Annotated in this window: 23 protein-coding genes and 1 pseudogene; 13 read left to right on the plus strand and 11 right to left on the minus strand. The window is 62.1% G+C overall.

Features of this window, described 5'->3' with window-relative positions; translation table 11 throughout:
- Positions 1 to 26 precede the first annotated feature (26 nt).
- Positions 27 to 242, minus strand: coding sequence for a hypothetical protein (locus K663_RS16265; RefSeq protein WP_062119866.1), 216 nt, complete (start codon positions 240 to 242; stop codon positions 27 to 29).
- A gap of 382 nt (positions 243 to 624) precedes the next feature.
- Here K663_RS16265 and K663_RS16275 point away from each other — a divergent pair, with 382 nt between their 5' ends.
- From K663_RS16275 to K663_RS16310, 8 genes are all read left to right on the plus strand, one after another.
- On the plus strand, positions 625 to 924 hold the full coding sequence (locus tag K663_RS16275; protein ID WP_062121105.1) for a DUF736 domain-containing protein: 300 nt from the start codon (positions 625 to 627) through the stop codon (positions 922 to 924).
- A gap of 154 nt (positions 925 to 1,078) precedes the next feature.
- The gene (locus tag K663_RS16280; protein WP_062119873.1) at positions 1,079 to 1,309 is read left to right on the plus strand and encodes a helix-turn-helix domain-containing protein; all 231 of its coding nucleotides are present in this window, start codon (positions 1,079 to 1,081) and stop codon (positions 1,307 to 1,309) included.
- Entirely contained in the window at positions 1,306 to 1,887 is a 582-nt protein-coding gene (locus K663_RS16285) for a S26 family signal peptidase (RefSeq protein WP_062119876.1), read from the plus strand. Before K663_RS16280 ends, K663_RS16285 begins: the two co-directional genes overlap by 4 nt.
- Positions 1,875 to 2,480, plus strand: coding sequence for a lytic transglycosylase domain-containing protein (locus K663_RS16290; protein WP_062119879.1), 606 nt, complete (start codon positions 1,875 to 1,877; stop codon positions 2,478 to 2,480). Before K663_RS16285 ends, K663_RS16290 begins: the two co-directional genes overlap by 13 nt.
- 232 nt (positions 2,481 to 2,712) lie before the next feature.
- The gene (locus K663_RS16295) at positions 2,713 to 3,072 is read left to right on the plus strand and encodes a hypothetical protein (RefSeq protein WP_235589467.1); all 360 of its coding nucleotides are present in this window, start codon (positions 2,713 to 2,715) and stop codon (positions 3,070 to 3,072) included.
- 197 nt (positions 3,073 to 3,269) lie between these two features.
- Positions 3,270 to 5,288 carry a relaxase/mobilization nuclease RlxS gene (rlxS, locus tag K663_RS16300; RefSeq protein ID WP_201026649.1) on the plus strand — a complete coding sequence of 673 codons (2,019 nt, stop codon included), beginning with the start codon at positions 3,270 to 3,272 and terminating at the stop codon, positions 5,286 to 5,288.
- A 277-nt stretch (positions 5,289 to 5,565) separates the two neighbouring features.
- Positions 5,566 to 6,492 carry an SbcC/MukB-like Walker B domain-containing protein gene (locus K663_RS16305; RefSeq protein WP_062119884.1) on the plus strand — a complete coding sequence of 309 codons (927 nt, stop codon included), beginning with the start codon at positions 5,566 to 5,568 and terminating at the stop codon, positions 6,490 to 6,492.
- Positions 6,489 to 7,679, plus strand: coding sequence for a Wadjet anti-phage system protein JetD domain-containing protein (locus K663_RS16310; protein WP_062119887.1), 1,191 nt, complete (start codon positions 6,489 to 6,491; stop codon positions 7,677 to 7,679). Before K663_RS16305 ends, K663_RS16310 begins: the two co-directional genes overlap by 4 nt.
- Before the next feature lie 88 nt (positions 7,680 to 7,767).
- Here the strand turns inward: K663_RS16310 and K663_RS16315 are convergent, their stop codons facing one another.
- Positions 7,768 to 10,425, minus strand: coding sequence for an AAA family ATPase (locus tag K663_RS16315; RefSeq protein ID WP_062119890.1), 2,658 nt, complete (start codon positions 10,423 to 10,425; stop codon positions 7,768 to 7,770).
- Positions 10,426 to 10,510: 85 nt separating this feature from the next.
- Positions 10,511 to 11,620, minus strand: a complete 1,110-nt coding sequence (locus tag K663_RS16320) for a Fic family protein (protein ID WP_062121112.1) — start codon at positions 11,618 to 11,620, stop codon at positions 10,511 to 10,513.
- A gap of 246 nt (positions 11,621 to 11,866) precedes the next feature.
- On the opposite strand from K663_RS16320, the gene K663_RS16325 reads away from it, so the two are divergent.
- Together K663_RS16325 and K663_RS16330 are read left to right on the plus strand one after the other, a co-directional pair.
- A complete protein-coding gene (locus tag K663_RS16325; protein WP_062119893.1) occupies positions 11,867 to 14,410 on the plus strand; it encodes an HD domain-containing protein in 2,544 nt (847 codons plus the stop codon).
- 313 nt (positions 14,411 to 14,723) lie between these two features.
- Positions 14,724 to 15,188, plus strand: a complete 465-nt coding sequence (locus tag K663_RS16330; RefSeq protein ID WP_083535939.1) for a tyrosine-type recombinase/integrase — start codon at positions 14,724 to 14,726, stop codon at positions 15,186 to 15,188.
- 274 nt (positions 15,189 to 15,462) lie between these two features.
- On the opposite strand, the gene K663_RS23395 is transcribed toward K663_RS16330, so the two are convergent.
- The 5 genes and pseudogenes from K663_RS23395 to K663_RS16350 all read right to left on the minus strand — a co-directional run bounded on the left by K663_RS23395 (position 15,463) and on the right by K663_RS16350 (position 17,344).
- Positions 15,463 to 15,678, minus strand: a complete 216-nt coding sequence (locus K663_RS23395; RefSeq protein ID WP_083535940.1) for a DUF2274 domain-containing protein — start codon at positions 15,676 to 15,678, stop codon at positions 15,463 to 15,465.
- Positions 15,679 to 15,693: 15 nt separating this feature from the next.
- Positions 15,694 to 15,819: pseudogene (locus tag K663_RS24925) on the minus strand (TrbI/VirB10 family protein); the annotation flags it as partial.
- A 204-nt stretch (positions 15,820 to 16,023) separates the two neighbouring features.
- On the minus strand, positions 16,024 to 16,434 hold the full coding sequence (locus tag K663_RS16340) for a nuclear transport factor 2 family protein (RefSeq protein WP_062119899.1): 411 nt from the start codon (positions 16,432 to 16,434) through the stop codon (positions 16,024 to 16,026).
- Between the two features lie 53 nt (positions 16,435 to 16,487).
- Positions 16,488 to 17,030 (minus strand): VOC family protein, encoded by a 543-nt coding sequence (locus tag K663_RS16345; RefSeq protein WP_062119902.1) that lies wholly within the window; start codon positions 17,028 to 17,030, stop codon positions 16,488 to 16,490.
- Positions 17,027 to 17,344, minus strand: a complete 318-nt coding sequence (locus tag K663_RS16350; protein WP_062119905.1) for a LysR family transcriptional regulator — start codon at positions 17,342 to 17,344, stop codon at positions 17,027 to 17,029. The genes K663_RS16345 and K663_RS16350 overlap by 4 nt, the downstream gene beginning before the upstream one ends.
- Before the next feature lie 200 nt (positions 17,345 to 17,544).
- Here K663_RS16350 and K663_RS16355 point away from each other — a divergent pair, with 200 nt between their 5' ends.
- Positions 17,545 to 18,450, plus strand: coding sequence for a LysR family transcriptional regulator (locus tag K663_RS16355; RefSeq protein ID WP_158511202.1), 906 nt, complete (start codon positions 17,545 to 17,547; stop codon positions 18,448 to 18,450).
- Positions 18,451 to 18,460: 10 nt separating this feature from the next.
- On the opposite strand, the gene K663_RS16360 is transcribed toward K663_RS16355, so the two are convergent.
- The 3 genes from K663_RS16360 to K663_RS16370 are packed head-to-tail and all read right to left on the minus strand — an operon-like array spanning position 18,461 to position 22,044.
- Positions 18,461 to 19,015, minus strand: coding sequence for a VOC family protein (locus K663_RS16360; RefSeq protein WP_062119910.1), 555 nt, complete (start codon positions 19,013 to 19,015; stop codon positions 18,461 to 18,463).
- A 38-nt stretch (positions 19,016 to 19,053) separates the two neighbouring features.
- The gene (locus K663_RS16365) at positions 19,054 to 19,608 is read right to left on the minus strand and encodes a VOC family protein (protein ID WP_062119913.1); all 555 of its coding nucleotides are present in this window, start codon (positions 19,606 to 19,608) and stop codon (positions 19,054 to 19,056) included.
- Positions 19,609 to 19,626: 18 nt separating this feature from the next.
- The gene (locus K663_RS16370) at positions 19,627 to 22,044 is read right to left on the minus strand and encodes a TonB-dependent receptor (RefSeq protein WP_083535942.1); all 2,418 of its coding nucleotides are present in this window, start codon (positions 22,042 to 22,044) and stop codon (positions 19,627 to 19,629) included.
- 375 nt (positions 22,045 to 22,419) lie between these two features.
- On the opposite strand from K663_RS16370, the gene K663_RS16375 reads away from it, so the two are divergent.
- Both K663_RS16375 and K663_RS16380 read left to right on the plus strand, forming a co-directional pair.
- Positions 22,420 to 23,619, plus strand: a complete 1,200-nt coding sequence (locus tag K663_RS16375) for a cytochrome P450 (RefSeq protein ID WP_062119919.1) — start codon at positions 22,420 to 22,422, stop codon at positions 23,617 to 23,619.
- 46 nt (positions 23,620 to 23,665) lie between these two features.
- Positions 23,666 to 24,466: an SDR family oxidoreductase gene (locus tag K663_RS16380; RefSeq protein WP_062119922.1), complete on the plus strand. Its 801-nt coding sequence runs from the start codon at positions 23,666 to 23,668 to the stop codon at positions 24,464 to 24,466.
- Positions 24,467 to 24,982 lie beyond the last annotated feature (516 nt).

Genomic DNA, 24,982 nt, shown 5'->3' on the forward strand with positions numbered 1-24,982 from the left:
ATCCGTCAGACGCCGCGCTTCTCCGGTCACTTCTCGCGGAAACGAATCACCTTCTTCTCGCTGTCGCAGATCGAGCAATTGTCTTTCCGGCGCTCGAAACCGCGTGTGCCCGCAAGTTCTCGCGTCTTGTGGTTGGCATGCTGGCGAACCGAAAGGCCGAGCCGCTCGCTGATGCAGTCGTCGCAGATCGGCTCCGGCGACAGCCTTTCGATCAATCCGCGAACCTGATCCAGAACTGTCATCGCTTCCCCTTTGCCAAGGGTCTAGCCTGCGTCGCGTCGAAGGCCAACGAAACATCTTGGGCGCATAGCCGTGCGGGAATTAGACGCTGAATTGCCACCGCAAGTGCGCCGATCCGGCTGACTGACCCAACTCCTCTCCGGCTGGTGCGACCCCGGCGGCCTTGATCGATCGCGGTTTGCCGCAAGCCTTCCTTTGCCGCGCAACAGCTTCGCCGACCTTCTTCCCCGGCGCGGTGCCCGCGCCTTCCTCGCGAAACAAGAAGCCCGGCTCGGGCCGTCCTCCGCTCCGCTTCGGCCTGTCGGTGCGCGGCGTCCGGCTCGCGGCCTGACAACCGCATCGAGGCCGCATGGGGCGGCATCGATCCATCGAATGGAGGTTATCATGGCACAGATCGGCAGCTTCATCCGCGGCGAAAACGGCATCTACACCGGCGAAATCCGCACCCTGACGCTTCGCGTCAAGGCCAGCATCCGACCCGTCGAACGCGACAACGACAAGGCTCCGGACCACCGCGTCAGCGCCGGCGGCGTCGAGTTCGGCGCGGGCTGGACCAAGGCGGCGCGCGAGACCGGCGCCGAATATTTGAGCCTCAAGCTCGACGATCCGTCCTTCCCGGCACCCATCTACGCGACCCTCACGCAGGGCGACGAGGGCGAGCACAAGCTCATCTGGTCCCGCTGATCGATAAGCCTCGCGTCCGACGGGCGCGGGGCTTTCCCCTGGGGGTGTCGAAAGTGGGTTCGCTGTTTTCGACACTGATCAGCGGGTGTTCCACACGGCATCCCCGGTGCCGCGATCGCACGGTTGCGATCAGCCCCACAGGACACTGGCACCCATGGATAGCGACGACGACATCGCCCGGGCTAATCGCGCCAAACGCGGATCGCCCTTCCTCAATACCGACCAGGCCGCGGCCTATCTCAAGCTGTCGAGCAGGCTCCTGAAACGCCTGCGCCGCGATGGTAAGGGACCGATTTTCCGGCGCCACAGCCGCTATGTCCAGTATCATATCGATGATCTTGACACTTGGTCGGACGAACATTCAGCGCGGGAACTCGGACGATGAGACGGCGCCGCACCCGCGCCGACGACGCACCGCTGCTCACTTGGGGCGATGCCCTGCGCGCCGACAAGGTCCGTCGCCAGCGGATCGACCGGCGCATCTTCGCCGTTGGTTTCGTGATCGGCGCACTGGGCCTGACGATCACGCTTCCGCCCGCGCCCCGGCTGGTGTGGAATGCCTCGGCCAGCGCACCGATCGGCCTTTACTCGGTGACGCCCGGCGCCTGGGTCGAACCCGGCGAGATGGTCATTGCGCGCGTTCCGCCGCGCTACCGCCAGCTTGCCGCGATCCGCCGCTACGTGCCGCTCAACGTGCCCTTGGTGAAGCGTGTCGCCGCCTATGCCGGTGACGAAGTCTGCGCGCTCGGCCAGGAGATATTCGTCAACGGGCGCTGGATCGCCGAGCGCCGCACGGCTGATGCGGAAGGTCGACCGATGCCGATGTGGAGCGGCTGCACGATCCTGCGCGGGCGCCAACTCTTCCTGCTCATGGACAATCCGGCATCGTTCGATGGGCGATATTTCGGCCCGACCGAGGGGCAGGATGTGGTTGGCAAGGCGCGCCTGCTGTGGCGTCGCTGAAACTCGTCGCCGCGCTGCTTGCGATGGGCATGGCGCTCCCCGCAGAGGCAGAGACGGTCAGCAGTTGGCGCCCGTTCATTACGGAAGCGTCCAGCCGCTGCGGCATCCCGGCCGGTTGGATCGAGCGCGTCATGAGCGCAGAGAGCAATGGACGGACGACACTAAACGGCCGTCCTATCCGCAGCCATGCGGGCGCGATGGGGCTCATGCAACTGATGCCGACGACGTGGGATTATTTGCGCCGCTCGCTGGGCCTCGGCTCCGATCCTGACAATCCCCGTGACAATATTCTCGCGGGCACCTGCTATTTGCGGATGATGTACGACCGCTTCGGCTATCCGGGGCTGTTCGCGGCCTACAATGCGGGGCCGGGCCGCTACGCCGAGCACCTCGCCACCGGCCGACCGCTTCCCGGCGAGACAATTGCCTATCTCGGCACGGTCGGTCGCGGTGCTCCAGCATCGCAAAATGCTCCCGTCAAGCCTGTTCGCGAGATGCTGTTCGTGGTCCGGCGTCGCCCAGCCGTAGAGCCAGGCACGCCACCACCGAACCAACCGCCTTCGCTGTTCGTGGTGCGTCGTGAAGGCCTTTGAGGCGATGTCGCGCGCAATCGAGAGGGTGAAGGCTCGTCTCGATAGACCCAGCATGACGGCTGGCGGAACGGCTATCAAGGCCCGCGGGTACCCCCCAATTTTCTTCGAAAATCGGTTCCCCCCACGTCCGCTTCGCGGCGCTGCGCTTCGCTCCGCGGCCCTGACAGCCGCCCCGCCACCCGTCCCTCGGACGCCGTTCTCGATGGTGAGAACGCAAGCGTTGGAGGTCATCATGGGTATATATCAGAGCATCGGAACGGCGTCGGATCACATCATGGCGATGCTGGTGGCGGGGCTGGAGATCGAGTTCGGACAGGGCGCGGGCGAAGCATTGGCGCATCGTTTCGTGGAGGCGGAGGAGACTGATTTCCTCTGGGATGCGCGGATCGAGGAGCGTTGGATCGGGTTCTACAAGAGCATCGACGACGATGACCTAGAGCTCGACCGGATAGCGATCTACGGCCGCCTGGACGGTCGCTGGTTCTGCGCCACCATGATCGTGGATGGCGATGGGCAGGCTCACGGGATGATGGGATGCCGCCAGTTCAGGTCGCTGGCCAAGGCGCGAGATGCGATGCTCCATGCGCACTGATCACTGCGGATTTCGCGGGGAGAGACGGCGTCGGCACGGCGTCGTCTCTCCCCCTTTTTTGAGCCGAGAGGGTGAGGAGGAGGGAAGAGAGGGGAAACAAGATAAAGGCAGTGTCTCGCGACACTGCATAAGTCTCTGTCTGCACATCCTTTTTTCGCGAGACAGGCGATCGCCGCCGCGAGACATTCTGCTTGGAAATGGCGGAAATCCGCCATTTTCTGCTCGGATTCGCGAGACTCACGGGCATTGCCATGCCTGACGACGACTTCACACCGAAGCTGGGCAGGAAGCGCGGCAAGGACGGTAAGCGTGTCGTCAAATATGGCGGCCGCATCCTCGTCGCGGCGCGGCTCGCTGGCAGCAAGACCGGGGTCCGCTCGCGGCGCTTCGACGGCAGCCGGATCGGGCGCGGCGCGAGCATGGGTCGCCTGCTGTCGAGCCGCGACCGGCTCGCCGGGTTTCGCGGGCGCCGCGCGGTGGTCAAGGCGAGCCTCATCCGGCTCCAGGGCAAGGCCGGTCAGGTCGCCCGCGCACACATGCGCTATATCCAGCGTGACGGGGTCACGCGCGAGGGTCTGCAGGGCGAGCTGTACGGTCCTGAAACCGACCGGGCGGACGGCGATGATTTCCTCAAGTGGACCGCCGGCGACCGGCACCAGTTCCGCTTCATCGTTTCGGCCGAGGACGGCGCCGAATATCCGGATCTCAAACCCTATGTCCGTCGCTTCATGTCGCAGGTCGAACAGGACCTCGGCACCAGGCTCGACTGGGTCGCCGTCGACCACTTCAACACCGAGCGACCGCACACCCATATCGTCCTGCGCGGCGTCGACGACCGGGGCGACAATCTCATCATCGCGCGCGAGTATATTGCGCACGGGCTTCGCGAGCGCGCGTCCGAGCTGGTGACACTGGATCTCGGGCCGCGCACCGACCACGAGATTGAGGCGCGCCTGCGCCACGATGTCGACCAGGAACGGCTGACCGCGATCGATCGTCGCCTGCTACGCCGGATGGACGGCGCGCGCGAGGTTTCGCCGGCGGACAACGATCCCTTCCAGCAATCGATCGCGGCCGGCCGGCTGCGCAAGCTCAAGGCGATGGACCTGGCCGAAGATATCGGCGGCGGCCGATATCGGCTCGCCGACGGACTGGAGGATACGCTCCGTCGAATGGGCGAGCGCGGCGACATCATCCGCCTCATGCAACGCGAGCTGACCGCTCGCCGGCTCGACCGCGCCGGGATCGAGCAGGTCGTCACCACCGCGTTGCGTGAACCCATTGTCGGCCGGCTGATCCAGCGGGGCTTCTCCGACGAACATCGCGATCGGCATTATGTCATGGTCGACGGCGTCGACGGCCGCGTCCACTATGTCGATATCGGAAGGGGCAGCGCGACCGCCTCGGTGCCCGAGAATGCGACCATCCGGATCGAGCCGACCAAAGCGGAATCAAGCCAGGCGGATCGCACGATCGATGCGATCGCCCGCGCCAACGGCGGGCGCTACTCGGTCGACCTGCATTTGCGCCATGACAGCCACGCGAGCGAGGCGTTCGCGACCAGCCATGTGCGACGGCTCGAAGCGATGCGGCGCGCGGGCGCCGGACCGGAGCGCATGGCTGACGGGAGCTGGTCCATCCCGCACGACCATCTCGCCCGGGCGGAGAATTTCGCCAAGCAGCAGCAGCGCGACCGGCCGGTGGCGCTGTCGATCCTGTCGCCACGGCCCGTCGGCGACCTGGTCGCGATCGAGGCGCCGACCTGGCTCGACCGCGAGCTGGCGTCGGGCACGTCCGGCGCGATACGCGATGTCGGTTTCGGGCGCGAAGTGCGGACTGCCCTGGCAGCCCGGCGCCAGTGGCTCATCGAGCAGCAATTGGCCGACGGCGAGCGGCAGGATTTCCGGCTGCGTGCTGGCGCGCTCGAGAACCTCCGGCAGCGCGAGCTTGAGGGTATTGGAGACCGGCTTTCCGGACAGCTCGACAAGCGGTTCGAGCCGGCCCTGGTCGGCGAACGCATCGAGGGTGTCATTGCCCGGCGCGTCGACATCGAGAGCGGCAGCTATGCCCTGGTCGAACGGTCGCGGGATTTCACGTTGGTCCCATGGCGCGACGTGCTCGATCGCAACATCGGCAAGACGGCGTCGGGTATCATGCGTTCCGACGGTATCAACTGGCAGTTCGGGCGGGGTCGTTCAGGCCCGATGGTCAGTTGAGAGCGACACCGCAAATCAGTGCCTTGTCTTCAGTCACCGCGCGGCCTGTCAACGCCTCCGAAATCATCGAACAGCAGTCTTGCTCCTCTTTGGACTTTACTCGATAGTTTGGTGCAGTGCCGCGCCTTGGTCCAGCTGATCCGCGAGGCCATGAGGGAGTGAGCGTCGGCAATGCGATCGGTCATGGAGCACACACGCCTACCGTGCGCGTGAGGGCGAGATTCGGGAAGCGCTCGGGCATTATCGGGCAAGTTTTGACAGCACCGCGCCGGTCGCGGTGCAGGGATCGATCGTTTCCGAAGTGAAGCCCTGGCTTGAAGCTAATGTCCAGGCGCTCGAAGAAAACGAGCTGATTCAGTATCGCCGTCAAGCCGACGAAGCCGCGGATCGGATCGGTGTCCTGTTCCGGACGTCGTTTATTCATGAGCTCAATGCCCGGTTCAATGACCTGAAAACAGAACTGGAGACACTGACCCGCGCGCTCAAGGCACGCCCATTGCACGGCGAAATCTATACGCTTCATGCCCGGCCCAAGGAGGAGTTTGCGGCGCTCCATCGGCTGGCTCGCGATAGCGAGAATGACGAGCAGCTGTTCGACGCGCTGTTCGGCAGAGCTGAGCCGCGCGACGATGAGCATGCCCGCGCGCTGGCACAGATCGAACGGTTGCTCGGCGATGAGGCGCTCGATTTCACCGCCTATCAGGATTACCGCAACTACTACACCTTCGACCTGCGCATGGAAGATGTCGCCAAAGGTCGCCAAATGAGCTTCGACAAACGCAAGGGAACGGCGAGCGGGGCCGAGCGGCAAGTCCCCTTCTATGTCGTAATCGGAGCGGCGCTGTCGAGCATATACCATGGTGCGCGCCGTCAATATGAGCCGAATGACCTCGGGCTCGGTCTTGCCGTATTCGATGAAGCGTTCAGCAAGATGGACGGTCCCAACCAACGCACCCTGCTTCAATTCTATGATGATATCGGGCTGCAGGTGCTGATCGCCGCGCCGACCGAGAAGCGTTCGGTCGTTTATGAGAACCTCGACACGGTCATCGATGTGTTCCGCCACGGTGATTCCGCCAGCGCCGAGGTTGTGCGGATCAAAGCCCATGCCCGCACCAGGATGCGAGAAGCCAATCCGCAACATCTGAGTGACGCATCGCTGGCCGCGCTGCTCGATGCGCCGACATCGGACGCCGCTGAATGAGCCGCCGAAAGTTCGGTGATATTGATAGGCTGATCCACGATCTGCTCAATCGGCACGAAGCCAATCCGAACGCCGAGCGCCTGCTGGCCTATATCGATGAGGATGCCTTTACGAGCGTCGAGGCACGCGACCGCTTCACCCGGTCTCTGCTCGCCGTCGAGGCAGCGGGCGGCATCTTCGTCCAGCGCAAGCGGATTGAGGGCGCCCTCGTTCTGGGGCACGTCCGGCTCGCCGAGCCGGCGGTTCTTTATGCGCATGTCGCGCGCGCGCCGGCGAGCGAGCGTGCAGGCATAGCACTCCGCGAAGCGCGGGCGCGGTCGGATCTTCCCGACACCGCACACGCGATCCTTGATGACGTCGCGCAAGCCTGGTCGCGGGGTGTTGGACGGTTCGGGCTCGCGCCCGAGGACGTCGCGGGTCTTGCGGCATCGCTCGACCTCGCGCGTGCGCTCGCGGCTCGCGCCGGGGACGGCGGCGTTACGCCTGTAGACTATCGCACCTTCTCCAGGCTGGCCGGGGCTGACAGCAAGGCGCTCGAGCGCTGGGTCTCGGCCGTGCCCAGGCTGTTCGAGCGGCTTTATCCCGACCAAGTCTCCCCGGATGCTCTGGCTCCGGAAGACTGGCTTGCGACATTTGGCGTGCTGCGGACCCCGCAGCCACTGGTCGTCAGTGGCCCGATCGCCATCGCAGGCTGTCCGCTGCCGCCGCTGCGCTTCTACGGAGTGCCGCCCGAACAGGGGGATCAACTCGGCCTGACTACTCAGGTCGACTATGTGCTGACCATCGAGAATTACACATCCTTCGTTCGGCATGTCCGTGAGATCAATTGCGATTGCTCAGGGCTCGTCATCTATACGGGCGGCTTTCCGTCTCGCGGTCACCTGCGACAGATCGTCAGACTCGCCGACGAGGCAAGGGCGCCATTATTCCATTGGGGTGATCTGGACGGCGGCGGCGTTCGTATCTTTCGGCATCTTGAACGGGCGATCGCGAAGCACGGATTGACGCTGCTCCCGCACCTCATGGATCTGGCGATACTATATGACCAGGGCGTGGCAAGGGACAGGCAGCTTCGCGCTGCCGATGCGCCGCCGCCCGAAAGTGCGGTTCGGGACCTTTGGGACGCCCTCATGACCTCGGATTTGGCGCTTGAACAGGAGAGCTTGTCTCCGCGGCGCCCCGTCTGATCGGCGATAGCCTTGACACGCTGCGTGAGCTTTCGCTCTTTGAAGCCCGCTTCGACCGTCCACGCGCACCGTTCAGGGTTGAGCCTGTTTAGGCTACGATGGCCTTCGGAGCTTGCTCCAAGTCTTTGCGTCGTTCGCTGACCACCTGAGCCTTCTTCCGATGAGTTGCAATGAAACCTCGCAATTCCATCAGATCCGACTCCATCTGTTTTTTATCCGGCGCGTCGATCTGCTTGGCAGCGGGCTGATCATGACCGGATCGCTCGGAGGCGCGTTTCATGGCGAAATAAATGATCCGATAGTCTTGATCGTCGATCTCCACCAGCTTGAGGCTTTGCGTTTTGACGTCGGTGCCGAACCGCTCAACCACGCCGCCGAGAACTACCTCTTCGACGGCCCGCTCCCAAGTCTCACGCAGGTCCGAATAGAATTGCTTGGCGAGCTTTCTAAGCTCGTCGCTGTCGGGCGCCAGACTATCGGGAATAGCCTTGAGCTGCGCATCGAGCGCGCGTTCGCGCTCCTTCACTTTCTTCGCGATCCACGGTTGGTCGTCGACCGACACCAGTCCGAACCCGTTGTTCGATTGCTGGATCAGGCACGGAAGAGCGGGCACCTGCGGTTCGCGATCGGCGCAGGCGCGAAGCACCTCTTGGTAAAAGAGCAGATTGTGGGTGAAGATGATCACCTGCCGGCCACGCGCAGCCTCGGCGACGAAGCGGTTGGCGACGCGGCGAATGCGCTGATGGTCGAGGCTGGTCACCGGATCATCGACGATGATCGCGCCTTTGCTTTCGCTGACATGGGCATCGGCGAGAAAACAGGCGATCGCGAGCGCGCGCTGCTCGCCTTCGCTGAGCACGGTCGATTTCTTGACCTTGCTCGCACTGTCGAGCGCCATTTCAAAGAAGCTTTTGCCCGATGCGCTTTGCTCCGTGAAGCGTAGTGGCACATGCTCGATCCCCAGCGACAAGATTTCCCGCTGAATGCGTCCGCTGAGCTCCGGCGTGACAAGCTCGCCGCGCAACGACGATGCGAGCAGCGAGATCGGGCGCGTATTGAGTGCCGCAACGCAGGCCAGATAGCGATGCCGGTCGGCAAGACCGTCGCGCCGAGCAACCATGAGATCAAGGCAACCAGCGAGCGCCTCGCGATCCCGCAATTCTAGCTCCAGCGCGATCGCCGCCTGATCCACGCCAGCACCCTGTTCGAGCGCGTCGGCGCGCGCCGCCAAGTTTTCGGCCGCCTGCTGCAGCGTGAAGATCGGCGCGATCACCGGCAGATCAGTCACGGCAGGACCGCCCTCAAGGTGCGCAATCAGGGCGTCACGGTGCTGGCGCAGCGCTTGGCTGGCCGCTGCCGCATTGTCGGCGATCGCTCGGAGTGCGTCGTCGTGGTCGCGATGTTCGGCAAGCGCCTGGCGCACCTGATCATCGGTGTCGATGTCCAGGCCGCGCAGCAAGGCCACACGGCCCTCGACCTCGCCCCTGGCCAAGTCGAGCGCGGCGGCCGCCTCGCCGGCGACATAGGCATCGAATGCATTCATGCGGTCGCGAGCAACTTCGTCCAGCGGACGCTGGCACAGCATACAGGGATCGCCGACTTCGAACGCACCGTCTTCGGGCACGATATCGGCCTCAACGGCGAATTGCCGGGCAAGCTGAAAGAGCGTGTGCCAGGTCTCGCTGCCCGTCGCTGCAATCGGAAAGCGGCCGACTTGCTCGGCCGCAAAGGCCTCCGCCGCGGCGCGGGCGCGACCGAGTGCCTGAAGCAATTCCGCGTCGCGGTCGAACTGGGGCCGGCCGAGCGGGACAATGGTCGCGATTTCCTTGTTGACGATCGTCGTCGCTGCGTCGCCGAGCCGTCGCAAGGTTCGCGCCTGTGCGGCAGGTCCGGATGCGATCTGGCGGCGTACCTCCGCGAGCCGGGCAGCAGCATCCTCATCCCACCGAGCAGCCTCGCGCAATTGCTCAGCCGTGGGGAGCCGAGCGAGCGGCGTCGCCGTGGTCAACATCCCGACCAGCGCGCCCGCGGTTGTCGTCTGCCCGAACTGGACGGCAATCGCGCCGCCATGCGTGGCGGTCAGTTGGTCAGAAACGCTTTGGCAGCGTTCGGCTGCAAGACCGTAGAGCTGGCCCAGGATCGTGAGACACCGCACCTCGGGCGGCAGAAAGAGGATCTCGGTCTTGTCCTCGACATAAAGCCTGGCATTGGCCGTATCGAGGAAGGTCATCTGCGTACACGCGCCGGGCAAATCCGACCCTTCGACCCAGTGATGCGATACCGGGTCGGCGTCACCCGTCTTGACGGAAAAACTGACCTCCGGCGGCCCTTCGCTGGCCGGCGCGAAGACATTGCCTTGAAGCATGATCGGAACTCGGGACGTGCAGAGCCGACGCGCAGCACGGGCATAGCCGCTTTTTCCCGATCCGTTTTCCCCGAAGATGATGGTCAGGCCGTCGAGCGCAAATTTGAGCTCCTGACCCGAAGCGAGCCGATCGACATGGTCGAGCGGACCGATCGAGCACAGCAAGGACGTCTCGACGGCGTCGCCGGCGATCACAAGACAGCCTTCATCGAAGGCGAGGCATTCGGGTTTACCTGCCGTGACGATGCCCTTGGCGGCCTGGACGCGAATCGCGACGGCCTCGGCGTCTTCCGCCGTTGCGACGCCGGAGATGGCGGCGCGATGCAGCGCGTCGCCTATCCAGCGCTCTTGCTCCGCGACCCAGTCTTGCAGCTTCCCCACGCTGATCCTCCACTAGGACAATCCGGTGCCCCCGGTGCAATGCCAAATATCATAGATGTCGGCCGACGCCGCGAGCGCGAGCCCCTTACTGGCGGATATTGTTCAGCGAATAGCTGGTGCTTCGCCCGCCGCCCTCGTCGCGCACCAACATGCCTTTTTCAATCAGGTCCTGAATATCGCGAAGTGCCGTGTCAGGCGAGGTGTCTGTGATCTTTGCCCATTTCGACGTGTTGAGCTTGCCGACAAAGCCATTGAGCAGCCGGTTGACCATTTCGCGCTGACGATCGTTGATGGGCGTCGCACGATGGCGATCCCAATATTGCGCTTTGGCGAGGACCGACGCGAGTTCGCGCTCCGCCCCCTCGAAGGCGCGGCCGAGGCAGGCGAGAAACCAGTCCAACCAGCTTGTAATGTCGAGATCGGCCTTCTGGGCACGCTCCAGCTGGTCATAATAGGCGTTTCGCTCGGCGCGTATCTGGCTCGACATACTGTAGAAGCGCTGCGCGCTCGCCTCCGAGCGCGCCAGGGCCAGATCGGCGATCGCGCGCGCGATGCGGCCGTTACCGTCCTCGAAGGGATGGATCGTCACGAACCATAAGTGAGCGATTCCGGCCATGATGACCGGGTCGATGTCGTGCGGCGTCTCGAACCAGTCGAGGAACGCTGTCATCTCTGCATCGACCTGCGGTGCCGGCGTCGCCTGGAAATGGACCTTCTCGCGTCCCACTGGTCCTGAAACAACCTGCATCGGGCCGTTCTCGTCGGTGCGCCATGCGCCGACGGTGATGGCGGACATGCCGCTTCGACCGGTCGGGAACATCGCGGCGTGCCAAGCGAACAGGCGATCGGCGGTCAGCGGTGTTGCGTAATTTTGCGTGGCGTCGAGCATCATCTCAACGACGCCTTCGACATGCCGGTCAGCCGACACCAGCCCGGCGATATCCATTCCCAGTCTCCGGGCGATCGAAGAGCGGACCTGGTTCTTGTCGAGATGTTCCCCTTCGATCTCACTGGACTTGAGGACCGTTTCGGTCAGAGTCGCGAGCACGGCTTCGCTGCGCGATTCGAAGCCGAGAGCGCTCATGCGCCCGAGTAGCAGACCTTGGCGATGACGGACCGAAGCCAGCTTGGTGGCGAGCGCGTCGGTGTTCCAACGAAATGTCGGCCATTCAGGTCGTTCGTAGATATAAACCATATTCGCCGCATCCTTTGCGGCGAATATAGACATTATTTGCCGCATCGCAACGGATAATCGCCGCACGCCATGCGGAGAATGGCGGCCCTATTCGCCGCACTGCTTCGCGGCTGCCAGACGGCGCGCGGCGTCGCGCGGCTGCGCCAGCGGGGCATATGCCCAAGGCCAAACCGAAATATTCGCAAGTCGAGCCGCTCTTACCGTATTTGCATTGCCGAAAACCGAAGCTGATGTTCAAACATTCTCATGGCCTTCAAACAAACACCCTTGTGGAAAGCGGCGTTCGAGGAAGCCCGCGACGACGCGACAGCGGACGAGCAGTTGCGCCTCGCCAAATGCTACGAAGCCATGCGGGAACGTGCTGCTGCGCTTGTGGCGAAAATCGCGACCGACCTGCCGCATATGACGGTCCACAATGTCAGCCATCTCGACGCGCTATGGGAGATGGGATCGATCGCGTGCGGCAAGAGCGTCGACCTCAATCCGGCAGAAGCTTTTGTCTTTGGCGGCGCTGTCCTGCTCCACGACGCTGCAATGACGCTGGCTGCTTTTCCAGGCGGACTTGAGGAGCTGAAGCAGCAGACCGAGTGGCGCGATCTTCACGCCCGCTACATGACATCGGTCGCGCCCGACGACGCCAGCGGCGCGGCCGAGGCCGAAAAGCGGGCAACCGCCGATGCCCTTCGACTGCTCCATGCCAAGCAGGCTGAGCATCTGCCGATGATATCCTGGCTTGGACCGCATCAACAGCCGATGTTCCTCATCGAAGACCAACAGATCCGCAACTTCTACGGACCCAAGATCGGCAAAATCGCCTTCAGCCACTGGTGGTCGATCGCAAAGGTCGATCAGGATCTATCCGGCACGCTGGGAGGCCTACCCAATGTCACCAATTGTACGGTCGATCTCTTGAAGGTCGCGTGTCTTTTGCGGGTTGCCGACGCAATGCACCTCGACCAGCGACGCGCGCCGGCCTTCGAGTTCGCACTTACGCAACCGGAAGGCATCTCGGCCGATCACTGGAAATTCCAGGAGCGCATGGCGACGCCCTATGTTCACGGCGATGCCCTGGTTTACACAGCCCAACCGCCTTTCGACGTCAGCCTTACGGAGGCCTGGTGGACCGCATTCGATGCGTTACAAATGGTCGATCGCGAACTTCGCGACGTCGATAGGGTTTTGCGGGACCGTCAGCGCCAGCCGCTAGCCGTCCGACGGGTCGATGGCGCACACACGCCGAGCGATCTAGCACGGACCATTGAGACTGTCGGCTGGATGCCGGTCGATACCACCATCCGTGTCACCGACGTCCAGAAGATCGTATCGACGCTCGGCGGCAGCAAGCTCTATGGCACGGGGCTTGCCGCGCCCGTTCGCGAATTGATCCAAAATGGACTCGACGCGATCACCGCGCGCCGACGGCTGCAAAATCGGCCTGATTGGGGCGAGCTGCGCGTCATCCTCCAAAAGCGCGGTGACGACTATTGGCTCTGCTTCGAGGACAATGGCGTCGGCATGTCGCCGCTCGTGCTGACTGGTCCCTTGATCGATTTCGGCAATTCCTTTTGGCGATCGTCGCTCGCGATCCAGGAATTTCCCGGCCTCGCGTCTGCCGGCATGAGCGCCCGCGGAAAGTACGGCATTGGCTTCTTCTCGGTGTTCATGCTCGGCGATCAGGTGCGGGTCACCACACGCCGTTTCGATCGGGAAATACAATCGGCGAAGTTGCTCGAATTTCGCAATGGCCTGGGCTCAAGGCCTAACCTTCGCGACGCCGATCCAAAGGACGTACCGCTCGACGGCGGAACACGTGTCGAAGTTCTGCTGCGCCCTGATCCGACCGAGCCTGACGGACTCCTTCACGAGAAGGGGTTTGACGAAGGCACGATTCTCAAAATCAAGGATGTGATCGCCGCGATCGCGCCGGCGTGTGATGTGACGATCTCGGTGTTCGAGGACGACCAACCGGTTGGCGCGATCAAGGCCGGGGACTGGATCGACATCGATACGGCGACCCTGCTCGGCCGCATCAACGGTGACGAGGACATTTCGTCCAACGTGCAGTCTTGGGCAGAGCTCGCCGCGCTTCGCGACGCGGACGGCAAACTCTATGGCCGGGCGCGTATCGATGCCGCGAGCGAATGGTATTCGTCCGGGCTCCTCACTGTCGATGGGCTTGCGGCGGGTAAGATCGGCTTGATCGCCGGGATATTGGTTGGCGTCGAAACGACTGCTTCGCGCAATGCGGCAACGCCTATCGTGCCGGCGCCGGTGCTAGCCGCTTGGGCATCGGATCAGGCGATTGCCCTCTGCGATGCGGAGGTGCCTGATGAGGAAAAGGCCAAGGCCGCCGCGATCGTCCTAGCCTGTGGTGGTGACGTCGCCGATCTGCCGATCATCTACTACCAAGACGAATGGATGAGTTCGTCTCGGTTCGCGGAGGCGCTCGAGTCGGCCGATCGGCTTGTCCTTCACGAAGGCGCGATCAGCCATGACGACGATGACGAAGTGACGAAACGGGAATTTGAATCTTCGTTCAAGGCCCACAGTAAGATCGCGCAGACGGTCAACGGCCGCTACACGCGGGTGCAGAGCACGGACTGGATCGTGGCGGTGACACAAGGGCGCGGCGAGACCCCTCTCCGGGTAATCGAGGCTCTTGTCGAGCAAGTCTGGGGCGAAGCCGAGAGTGATGATGACACGGTCTCGGTCGGCGAATCCAACGGGACGGATATCTACCGATCGGTGACAGTCTATTCCCGCCCTGACGATGACGAGGAAGCAGACTAGCGCTCCCGCTGCGCATGCTCGATCACGATGCAGCCCTTGTCAGCAGCGATGTTGGTGTTATTGTTGGTGTCGGCGAACGGACCGTTGAAGTTTGCTGTTTCATTCGAAGTGCTTAGGTCGGACCTACCGGTTCTCTTCTGGGCACCATTTGTTCTTCCGGGGACGTCCGAGGACGTCCCGAAAATGGCTGAAATCCGGCGCTTTCTGTGCTATCACCGTCCGGTCAAATCCGGGCGGATACGGCACCAATCGGGAACAATGGGGGTATATCCAAGGGTATCGTTCTCCGTCCTTTTGCAAGGACGATACCTCCATGAGCACCCTCTTCGCCACGACCGTAGCCAACGCCAAACCACAGGACCGCGACTATAAGCTGTCCGATGGCGGTGGTCTCTATCTTCTTCTCCGGACCAACGGGGCAAAGCTCTGGCGCCTCAATTATCGCTATCTCGAGAAACATCGCACGCTCGCCTTCGGCGCATGGCCGGACGTCAGCCCGGCCGACGCGCGTGTCCGACGAGACGAGGCGCGCCGGCTGATCGCCGCTGGCCTCGATCCCTCGCATGAACAGAAAGTCGCCTTGGCGAAGGCGCGCGTGGAGGAGAACGACACGTTCAAGACGGTCGCACAGGAATGGATCGCCAAGAACGAGCGCGAAGACATGGCCGAGATCACGCTGAGCAAGATCCGCTGGCTCCTCGACAAGGCCTATCCGAAGATCGACAACCGGCCGATCGCAAAGATCACCACTACAAGCGTTCGCTTACGAATCGGGTAATAGGTCCGTCCATGCCATACCAAGATCGATTATGCCGAAGCCGTCCTGCCAACGACCCATGAACGGACGGTGCAAACCGAGAGAGCGTCAATTTCGCCTCAGCCCCTTTCAGGCTTCGATACTGGATCAGTGTCGCACGTCCGACCTTGATGGTTTCGAGATCGCCCGACTAGATCAGTTCGTAGATGCGCGAACGGCTGAGGTCGGTGATCCGCACTGCGGTTGCCACGCGGACCGTCAGCGGATTCGAGCTCTCGTTCGACGATGTGATCGATCATCGCGCATCTCGGCTTCTGGCGTCGCGGGCGCGAGCGAAGCCGCGATCCGCCTCAAGGAACGCCGCCAACATGGCCGGCACGAGCCCGGCGATCGGCTCTTCTACGCCATAATTCTGGGCGTAGATCGCCGCATAGGCCTGAAGCGCGGCCTGGAGATCAGGCGTGATCGTGATTGCCAGCCTGACTGGTGTCCGGTCGGGACGTTTCCCAATCTGAGATCGGCCATGTCAACTTGCCTTTCCACGCCACGGCGCAAGGATCAAATCCCTTGTCACGAGAACCCGGACCGGCGCACCGGGACGGATCGTAATCGTCGGTTGGATGTCGAGATTGCGTTGGGTGATCTTCTGCCCATCGTCCTGTGACGTCCAACTGGGGCGGGCAGCGTCCAGAGTGTTGGCGGGTGTCCTGCTCCGACGAGATCCGGACATTTTGAACCGCCTAGCGATACGCTTTTCAGCTTTAACTGCCAGCGTCGACCGAAATGACCGCAGGCGAGGAATATCATTTAATTCGGCCGACGCAGCAAATGCCGTCAGTACCGGAGGGCGCTTCGCCTATTGTCGATGAAGGTGGCTGAAGGTGCGGCTCTGGAATAGCCACCCGCCGTCGCGCTTCACGACCACATCCTCGTAGCGGCCGCGATGCCGTAGCGTGGCGCCTTCATAGTCGAACACCTCGGATGTGTAGGAACGCACCTGCGCGCGATCACCGTCGATCTCAATGCTACCCGGTGTAGCGACGAACACCGTGCCGGGAACATCCTTCATCACCTCGATCCATTTGGTGACGATCGCATCGCGTCCCTCTACCCGGCCGATGCCGGTGTAGTCGGGCAGCGTCCAGACGCCCTCCTCGGCCCACGTGGCGCCCCATGCTGCGGAATCCGCCTCGCACACGGCGGAGGCATAGCTTTCGAGCAATTCGCGGATGGCGATGCGATCCTCAATCGGACCTGTGAACGGCATGTCAGATACTCCTCTGGGCTGGGAAAGGGGCCCGCGGCTGGACGGGGTTCGGTTCAGTCTGTCCGATAGGGCGGCATGGGGCGGATCGGGTCCGTGCCGTCGAATCCGATCGAGGCTTGCCGCACCATATCGTAAATCCCGTTCAGGCTCGGCGAGGGTTCGTATAATTCGAGGAAATGACCATAGTCCCCGACGGCGTCCATCATCGCGAAACCGACGCCCCCGACCTCCGCGTACAGGCCGACGGGGAAACCGGCCTGTTCGTAGCGCGCCATTTCGTGGCGAAGATTGTCGACGATCAGCGCAACATGATGGATGCCGCCGGAACGATCCGGGTACATGTCAAGAAAGACGGAGGGATCGTCGCCAGTCTGCTCCACGAACTCGAGCATCACATCGCCCCACTGTCCGTAGGCCGATGTGTGATCGAGACGGCCCGGCTCTCCCCGGTAAAGACATAAGCTGAGCGGAATATGCTCGGCTAGGAAATAAGGTCCGGATCCGAACAGCGCCGCGTGGCGCTGCGCTGCGGCGGCCGCATCCTGACAGAAGTAGGCGATTTGGCGGACGGGCAGCAAGGCAGGAGGCACAATCATGATAGCGGCTCGTCCGCCCGGGTACGGGCCGGGGGAACGTATGCGGAGACGGATTGCGCCCTGACCCTGTCCTGCACTGTATCAAATTCCTCCAACACTGCCTCCGCCTTGCGCAGCAGGGCCTGTCCAGGTTCCGACAGCTTGATGTAGCGGTTGTTCCGGATCAGCAGGAGCAGCCCGAGTTCCGCTTCCAGTGCCGCGAGATGCCGCGTGACGCTGGCCTTGGACAGGCCGAGAACGGACGCCGCATGCGTCATCGTCGGGCTGCGCGCGATCACTACGAAGGTTCGCAACATGGCGAGGCGATCGATCATACAGCGTTTCCGCAGAGAGATCGCCCTTGCTTTTGAAGCGAGACATGAAGCGCACCGTCATCCTGCCGCTCCCGGCCGATTGTTTGCCTGATGTTGCACCCTGCTCCCACAATATCGGCGCCGAAAAAGGAAATTGGGAACGTCAACTTCGGTGTTTGAAAAGATGGACAAAGATGTCGGGCGGGTGCATCCCTGCGGACATGGGTCCGATTTCCCTCACCGACATCGAGGTAACTTGTGAGGTCATCAAGGCAGGCAGCTTCTCGATCGCCGCGCGCAAGCTCGCGAAGGCACCGTCCAGCGTAACGATGCAGTTCTCGCGCGTCGAGCGGGGACTGGGCGTGGCGCTTATCGACCGTCGCAGCCGATCGGTGAAACCGACCCGGGCAGGCGACCTGCTCGCCGAACTGGCGCCGGTGGTTATCGAGCGAATCAACGCGCTGTTCGAGTGCCGGAACGAACTTCGGTCGTGCCGAAAGTCCCGCTTGTCGATCGGCGTGCCGCCGATCTTCGCCGAGCAGGTGTTGGCGCCGGTCATCGCCGAGCTGGCGTGCGGGAATGAAGATTTCGAGATCTCGATCGTCCATGATGACGGCGCGTCGAATCTCGTCAAGGAGGGGCTGCACGCCTCCATCCGCATCGCCGAAACGCTCGCGGACACGCAGGAGATTACCTTCGTGCTGGGCAAAGTACCGCGAGTGATCGTGGCGGCGCCGGCTTATCTCGCGCGCCACGGCATTCCTCGATCGCCGCAGGACCTCAAGAGCCATAACTGCCTGATCAGCCCGCTTGACACGCGGGGCGACCGCTGGCGCTTCGACGGGCCGAACGGCCGCGAGTCGGTTTGGGTGAAGGGTATGGTACGCGCCAACTTTCCACATGCCCTGCGGGGGGCGGCGGCGGCCGGCCTCGGCATCCTGATATATCCGGAATATGTCATCCGCGAGCATATCGCATCGGGGCAACTCACCCGGCTGCTCGAAGACTATGCGCCGACGCCCTGGTATGTGCGCGCGCTGTGCCCCGTACCGCCCGGCCAGATCGATCCTGTGCTGCGTCGCCTGCTTGATCTCCTCAAGCAGCGCACCGCCGACATCATCGGCTGACGCCCGTCGGTCAGCCGACATGGATCGTCCGTATGGGATCGGTCACACCATCCCAGCTTTCGTGCAAGGCCTTGAGATCTTCCACTTCCTTGCGAACGACCGGATTCTCTTCATAGATTTCAACGAAGCAGCCGATCAGCGCGCGTGCATCCAGGTAGACGGTGCGGGCAAAGGGAAACGGATGGCCTTCGGGCATCGGCGTATCGAATTCCTCACCTATCGAGCAACCGGCATTAATAAAGCGCTGCTGCTCGCCTTCAAAATCTTCCACCATGATCATGATATGGTGCAGCCCCTGACCTCCGTTGGGATACATGTCGCGCCAGATAGAGGGAGCGTCATTGTGTTGTTGAGTGAATTGGACCTGCGCCGGCCCAGCCTGCCCGAGCGCATGGCTGACCACGTCGTGCGCCGGCTTGCCGCGATAGCGGGTGTTGAGGCCAGTATAATAGGGTATGTGGAAGAACGGTCCAGCACCGAACATTGCGATCCAGTGGCGACAGGCGGTCTCGATGTCATTCACGACGTAGCCGTATTGCAGGATGGGATGGCGGATCAGGTTCATGGTCGCTCCTCTTTCTTTTCCACGCGGCTCCCAGCCCTCTAGAGCGCATCGCGGAAGAGGCGACTGCGTTCTACCGGGTCGTGATTGAGTCGAGCCAGCGTCTCCAATGTTCCGCGGATGAGATCGCTCCCCTCGAACAGTTCAACGAAGCATCCAATCAGCGGACGCGCGTCGATATAGTAGACCCGCGCGGTGATAGGCTGACCGTCCTCTCCGACCTTAAGCGGGTCGTCGAACTCGGCGCCGATGACGCAGCCCGCCTCCTCGAAACGTTGCCTCTCGCTCTCGATGTCATCAGGCATCAACATCACGTGATGAAGCCCCTGACTACCCTTGGGATACATATCCCGCCAGACGGAGGGGGCGTCGTTATGCTGCTGAGTGAACTGAATGTTCACCGCGCCGCACTGCCCGAGCGCATGAGTGACGATATCGCCCGCCGGCTGACCGCGATATCTGCCGTTCAAACCACGGAAGTTCGGCACGATCAGGAACGGACCCGCCCCAAACATGTCAGCCCATCGGAGGCACGCCGCCTCCACATCATTCACCACGTAGGCATATTGAATAATCGGGTATCGAACCAGCGACATATCAGGGCCTCCTGGAATCTAGAACTTCACGCCCGCCTGCACGAATATCTTTCGCGGCGCGGCGGGAGTGCGCCAGCCGCCGTTCGGCACGGTCGTCACCTGGAGATCATATTTCTTGTCAGTAAGATTCTCGCCGTAGACGCTAACATAATAATGATCATCCATGGATGTCCAGGTGACCTTCGCGCTTAGCAGGAACCGGGAACGATCCACGAAAAGATTGGCCGCGTCGAAATAAGCCTTGCTGCGGTAGTTGCCGATGGCGCTGAACTGCATGTCGCCGGCTTCGCCCAGCGGCACACTATATTGCGCACGCGCATAGCCCGAAAAGTCCGGCGCGTTCGCGAGACGGTTTCCACCCAGGTTCTGATTGGCCACGGTGGCCAGGCCAATTCCCTCGGGATAGGCAGGGGATCGGGGACATGCGGCGATCGCGGCGGCGATGCCGGCTGCCTCGCCTTCATCCTCCGGATTGAGATTTCCGAGCTGATTGCAGAGATAATAAGCGTCGCCGCGGAACTGGCGGTATTTGGCGTCGATATAGCCTGCGCCGATCCCGAGTTCGAAACGTTCGGTGGCCGCCCAGGTCACGTCGGATTCGATACCGCTTACCCGCGCGGAGGCAGCGTTGCGGGTCGTGGCGCCGCCAGTGCTGATGTCAGTCGTCTGATACTGAAGATCCTTGTACCTATAGTGAAAGATCGCGCCGTTCCAGCGTACGCGGCCGCGCTCGATCTTCCACCCCACTTCGAAATCCTCGAGAACCTCGGGACGGACCGACGCGACGTAGCCGAAGGCGGGCAGATTGAAGCCGCCACTCTTGAACCCGCGGCTGTACGTTGCGTAGAGCAGGATGCGCGGAGCCGGCTTATAGCTCAGCGTGACCTTGGGCGTGAACTGGTTGAACTTGATCGAGCGGTCGCCATCCTCGCATAATGGCGGGCCGCCCTCCACGCAGGGCGCGGCGCTGGTCGGACGGGCAGCACCCGGCGCCGGAATTCCGGTTTCAAGCTCGATTGGACCAAAATAGCCGATGTTCTGAATGAGACGCTTTTTCTCGCTGGTGTAACGTGCGCCCCCGGTTATGGTGATGCGATCGCTCAATTCATAGTCAAGCTGCACGTACGGTGCGAGCGAACGGGTCCGCAACCCTTTCGATGTGCTCAGCAGCGCGAAGCCCGACGGGAGGCCGATCCCCGGACCGCTGATGGAGTAGGGATAACCTGTCCTCTCGTGCAAATAGAACAGGCCTAGCACATAGTTCAGCGGGCCAGACTGTGTAGAGGTGAGCTGGATTTCCTCGGTGAACTGCCGCGTAAAGGGCCGGCCGCATCCTGCCTGGAAGTCGGCGTCTGTACCGTCGAGATCCGCACAGCTATATTCCTTCAACGACCGGTAACCAGTGATGCTGGACAGCGTCGCCGGCCCTAGATCATAATCGAGCCGGGCTGCGATACCCCACGCTTTAACGTGCGTCAGGGTGGGGGCGTTGGCATACGCATCGTAGAAGCCGGTGCCGACGCGGCCGCCATAGGCGCCGGGAAGCGCGCCGGGCGGCGAATCTTCGACCGACACCGCGGCCGCCTGCTCCGGAGCGCCGCGAAACAGGTTTAGGAAAGCCTCTCCATCCGTATCATCCTTTCTCTCATAATCGCCGCTCAGCTTGAACGTGAGCGGTCCACGCTCGATCAGCAGCTTGGCGGTATAGAGTTCCTCGTTTTTCGACATGAGCCGTCGCGCACCCGAGAGTCCGCCGCCATCGGCGAGATTGCGGACGTATCCCTTGTCTTCCGCATGGCGCGCCGCGAACCGCGCAGCCACTCCTTCCGCGATCGGCACGTTGAGCATTCCGTCGATATTGCGGGTCTCGAAGCTGCCAACCGTAACCGAGGCGGCCGCCTCGAAACGGGGCTTGGGATCATGGGTGATGATCCTGATCGCTCCGCCCGTGGCATTGCGGCCGTAGAGCGTTCCTTGCGGACCCTTGAGCACCTCGATCCGCTCGACGTCGTTGAACGAGAATAGTCCGCCAGCGGCGCGGGGAACGTAGAGGTCATCCAGATAGACCGATACTGACGGCTCGAGGCCAGGATTGGCATATTGGGTGCCCACACCTCTGATATAGGCAGCAACGAAGGTCGACGAGACAGTGAAATTGAGATTTGGCGTAATTTTGGGAAGCGTCAGCTGCCCATCGATATTCGCGCCAGCGAGTTGGGCGGAGGATAGTGCGGTCACTGCGATCGGAACGTCCTGAAGGTTTTCCGACCGCTTCTGCGCGGTAACGATGATTTCCGCCAGGCCGCCCGATGCGGCGGTTGCGGGAGTCTGCTGATCTGGCGTGTCCCGCTGCTGGGCCAAAGCAGCGACCGGCAGGCTTACCAGCACAAGCGGCACGACGCCCGCCATGAGACTATGATATTCTTTTGCAGACATGCCTTAACCCTCCCCAAGGATTATATATCGCTCGTCATTATTATCACGCGAACCGGGTATTTGGGCCGGTTAGAACGTACCAGAGACAACCAGTTCTCGTTCAAACTTACTGCGTGATATTCTATATTCCTCTGCAACTGTAAATGCGCAGAATGGAGTCTAGGCGGAACATGTGCTTCGGCTTTACGGGACATCGAGGCGCGCGGCATGGTACTGGTCCGTAATATTTTGGAATGCCGAACCGAAAGTTTCGCAAGAACGCGTTGCCGTCTGCCATGGCCCCTTCTACCTTGCCCCATTATCACGAGGGCGGGGCGCGAGTTGGTTCGAGCGACAGCGAGCAGCCTGTCCCCATACCTGCAAGGAAACGGGTCAATGTTCAGCCTGGCCAGTGAAGTTCCGCATCATGTCCCCCCAGAGTGCGTCGTAGATTTCGATTATTACCGCCTGACCGACGACGGAACCGATTTCTTCGAGGCGTGGAAGAAGCTGCAGCGCAGCGTGAACACCGATATGGTATGGACACCACGCAACGGCGGCCACTGGATCGCTGTGCGGGGTAAGCTGATCCAAGCCCTGTTCACTGACAACGTCAATCTGTCGAGCGCAGTGACCGGCGTGCCGCGCGAGACATCGATCGCCAATTTCATCCCGCTGCAATCCGATCCTCCGATGCACGCCATCTACCGAGCGCCCGTGGTGCGCGGACTTGGCGCCAAATATATCCTCGGCCTGCAGGGAACGATCCGGAGCCTGACGCGCGAGCTGATCAATGCCTTCAAGCATCGGGGTGGCTGCGAGTTCGTAGACGATTTCGCCGAGCAAATGCCGTTCGGCGTATTCCTCACGCTGATAGGCTTGCCGCTGTCCGATCGCGAGATGCTGCGCCAAGTTGGCACCCAGCTGTCGCGGCCCGTTGACAAGACGGCCGAGGAGGTGGTGGCGCTCGTTTCTGATTATCTGCGGCCGTACGTGATCGAACGGTTGGAGCAGCCGGGCGACGACCTGATCAGCCGTATCCTGGCGACGCCGATCGATGGCCGCGCCTGGACACTCGACGAGGCCATGCGGCTGAGCCTTAACATGCTGATCGGTGGGCTGGACACCGTGGCAGCGATGATCGGCTTCGTCACCTATTTCCTCGCGTGTAGCCCCGATCACCAGACGGCGATTCGCGAGGATCGGGAAATTATTCCCCGGGCGGCGGATGAGTTCATCCGCCGCTTCGGCATGGTGACCAATGCTCGTGTCGCCGTGCGCGACATCCAAGTCGGCGAGCTGACGCTGCGCACTGACGATATCGTGCTGCTGCCCACGATGCTGCACAACCTGGACGACGAAGCCTTCCCCAACGCCATGAAGGTGGATTTCAACCGCGGGCTTTGCCGTCACTCGACGATGGGCGGCGGCGCACATCGCTGCGTCGGCGCTGGCCTGGCACGGGAAGAGCTGATTGCTTTCCTAGAGGAATGGTTCGATGCCGTTCCCGAGTTCGAGCTCGATCCCGCTCGATCCGTCAGGATGTCGAGCGGCCCGGTCGCAAGCATGACTTGCCTGCCTCTGCGCTGGGCATAAAGCTGTCCGCGCGAGTGGCTGCATCACTAACAATCGGAGAACAAGCGTGGGAGCACTGGAAGGCAAGGTCGCGATCGTCCTCGGCGCGGCGGGCAAGAATAATATGGGGCAGGTCATCGCGCGTCGCTTCGCCCGCGAGGGCGCGAAGCTCATCGTCGGCGGGCGTGGGCGCGATCGGATAGAGGATTTCGCTCGCGAAATCGGCGGCGCCGCATATGAGTGCGGCATCACGCGCAAGGAGCAGCTTGACGGTATCGTCGAGTTCGCGCTCTCGCAGCACGGCAAGATCGATATCGGCCTGAACGCGACCGGATGGGGCTTGCTGCGGCCGTTTGAGGAGACGAGCGAGACCGATCTCGACAAAATCATAGCCATTCAGTTCAAAGGCCCCTTCTTTTTCTATCAGGCGCTGGTGCGCGCGATGACGAGCGGCGGGTCGATCATCCAGATCTCGTCCGCTACCGCCACGATCATGCTGGAGAATCACGCGGCCTATATGGGCACCAAGGCGGGCACCGATCATGTGCTGCGCACCGTTGCAAACGAGTATGGCACAAAGGGAATCCGTGCCAACACCATCTCGCCCGGAGTCACCGAATCACCGATGGCAGGTGAGTCGCTGAAATATCCAGCGGTGATGGAAGCGTTCGTGAAGGAATATCCGCTCGGGCGGATCGGTACCTCGGAGGATATCGCCGAGGCCGCCGTGTTTCTGGCGCGTGACGAATGCTTCATGACCGGACAGAACCTGCAGGTGAACGGCGGCCTAACACTGCGGCGCAATCCCACCGGCCAGGAGCTGTTCAGCGTCATGCCGGCCGAGGCGATCGCCCATCTCACCGCCTGATATTTATTGGCACCTAAGTGGAACCATGCGCTGCCTTCCCGAGATGGTCCCCGGCGCAATGATCTGCCCCCGCTGAGTGGCCCATAGACTATGATAGCCTGGACCACGAAAGGGACGAATCAGCATCGCCTGACCTGACACTGGGCGGTAATTTCGCCATGCATGGCGGACAAGGACTTTACGATAATTTTAGAATGCGGGTGTTCGGTGGGATCTCGTTCATCTCTACCACTACCCGAATTTCCGTAAGCGCAAAAACCTCCCCACATTTTCGTAAGCGCTGATCTGGCTATGCTTTGCCTTTCATCCGAGGGGTATCGTAGTGGCTTGTCCATCGTCAGCACCAATGGCACAGATTTGAGGTTTTAAATTAAACCTCCTTGAAAAATTTGCCCGAAAAGGCCCCTGCCGAGCGGGTGGTGAAGGATATCCGTCGGCAAACCCGCAAGCTCGCCACTTAACATCAATCCCGAGACGAGGCCGCACTCCGCTAATCTACGCCGCGACCTGCGCCAA

It is taken from the genome of Sphingobium sp. MI1205 (assembly GCF_001563285.1).
GTDB lineage: Bacteria > Pseudomonadota > Alphaproteobacteria > Sphingomonadales > Sphingomonadaceae > Sphingobium.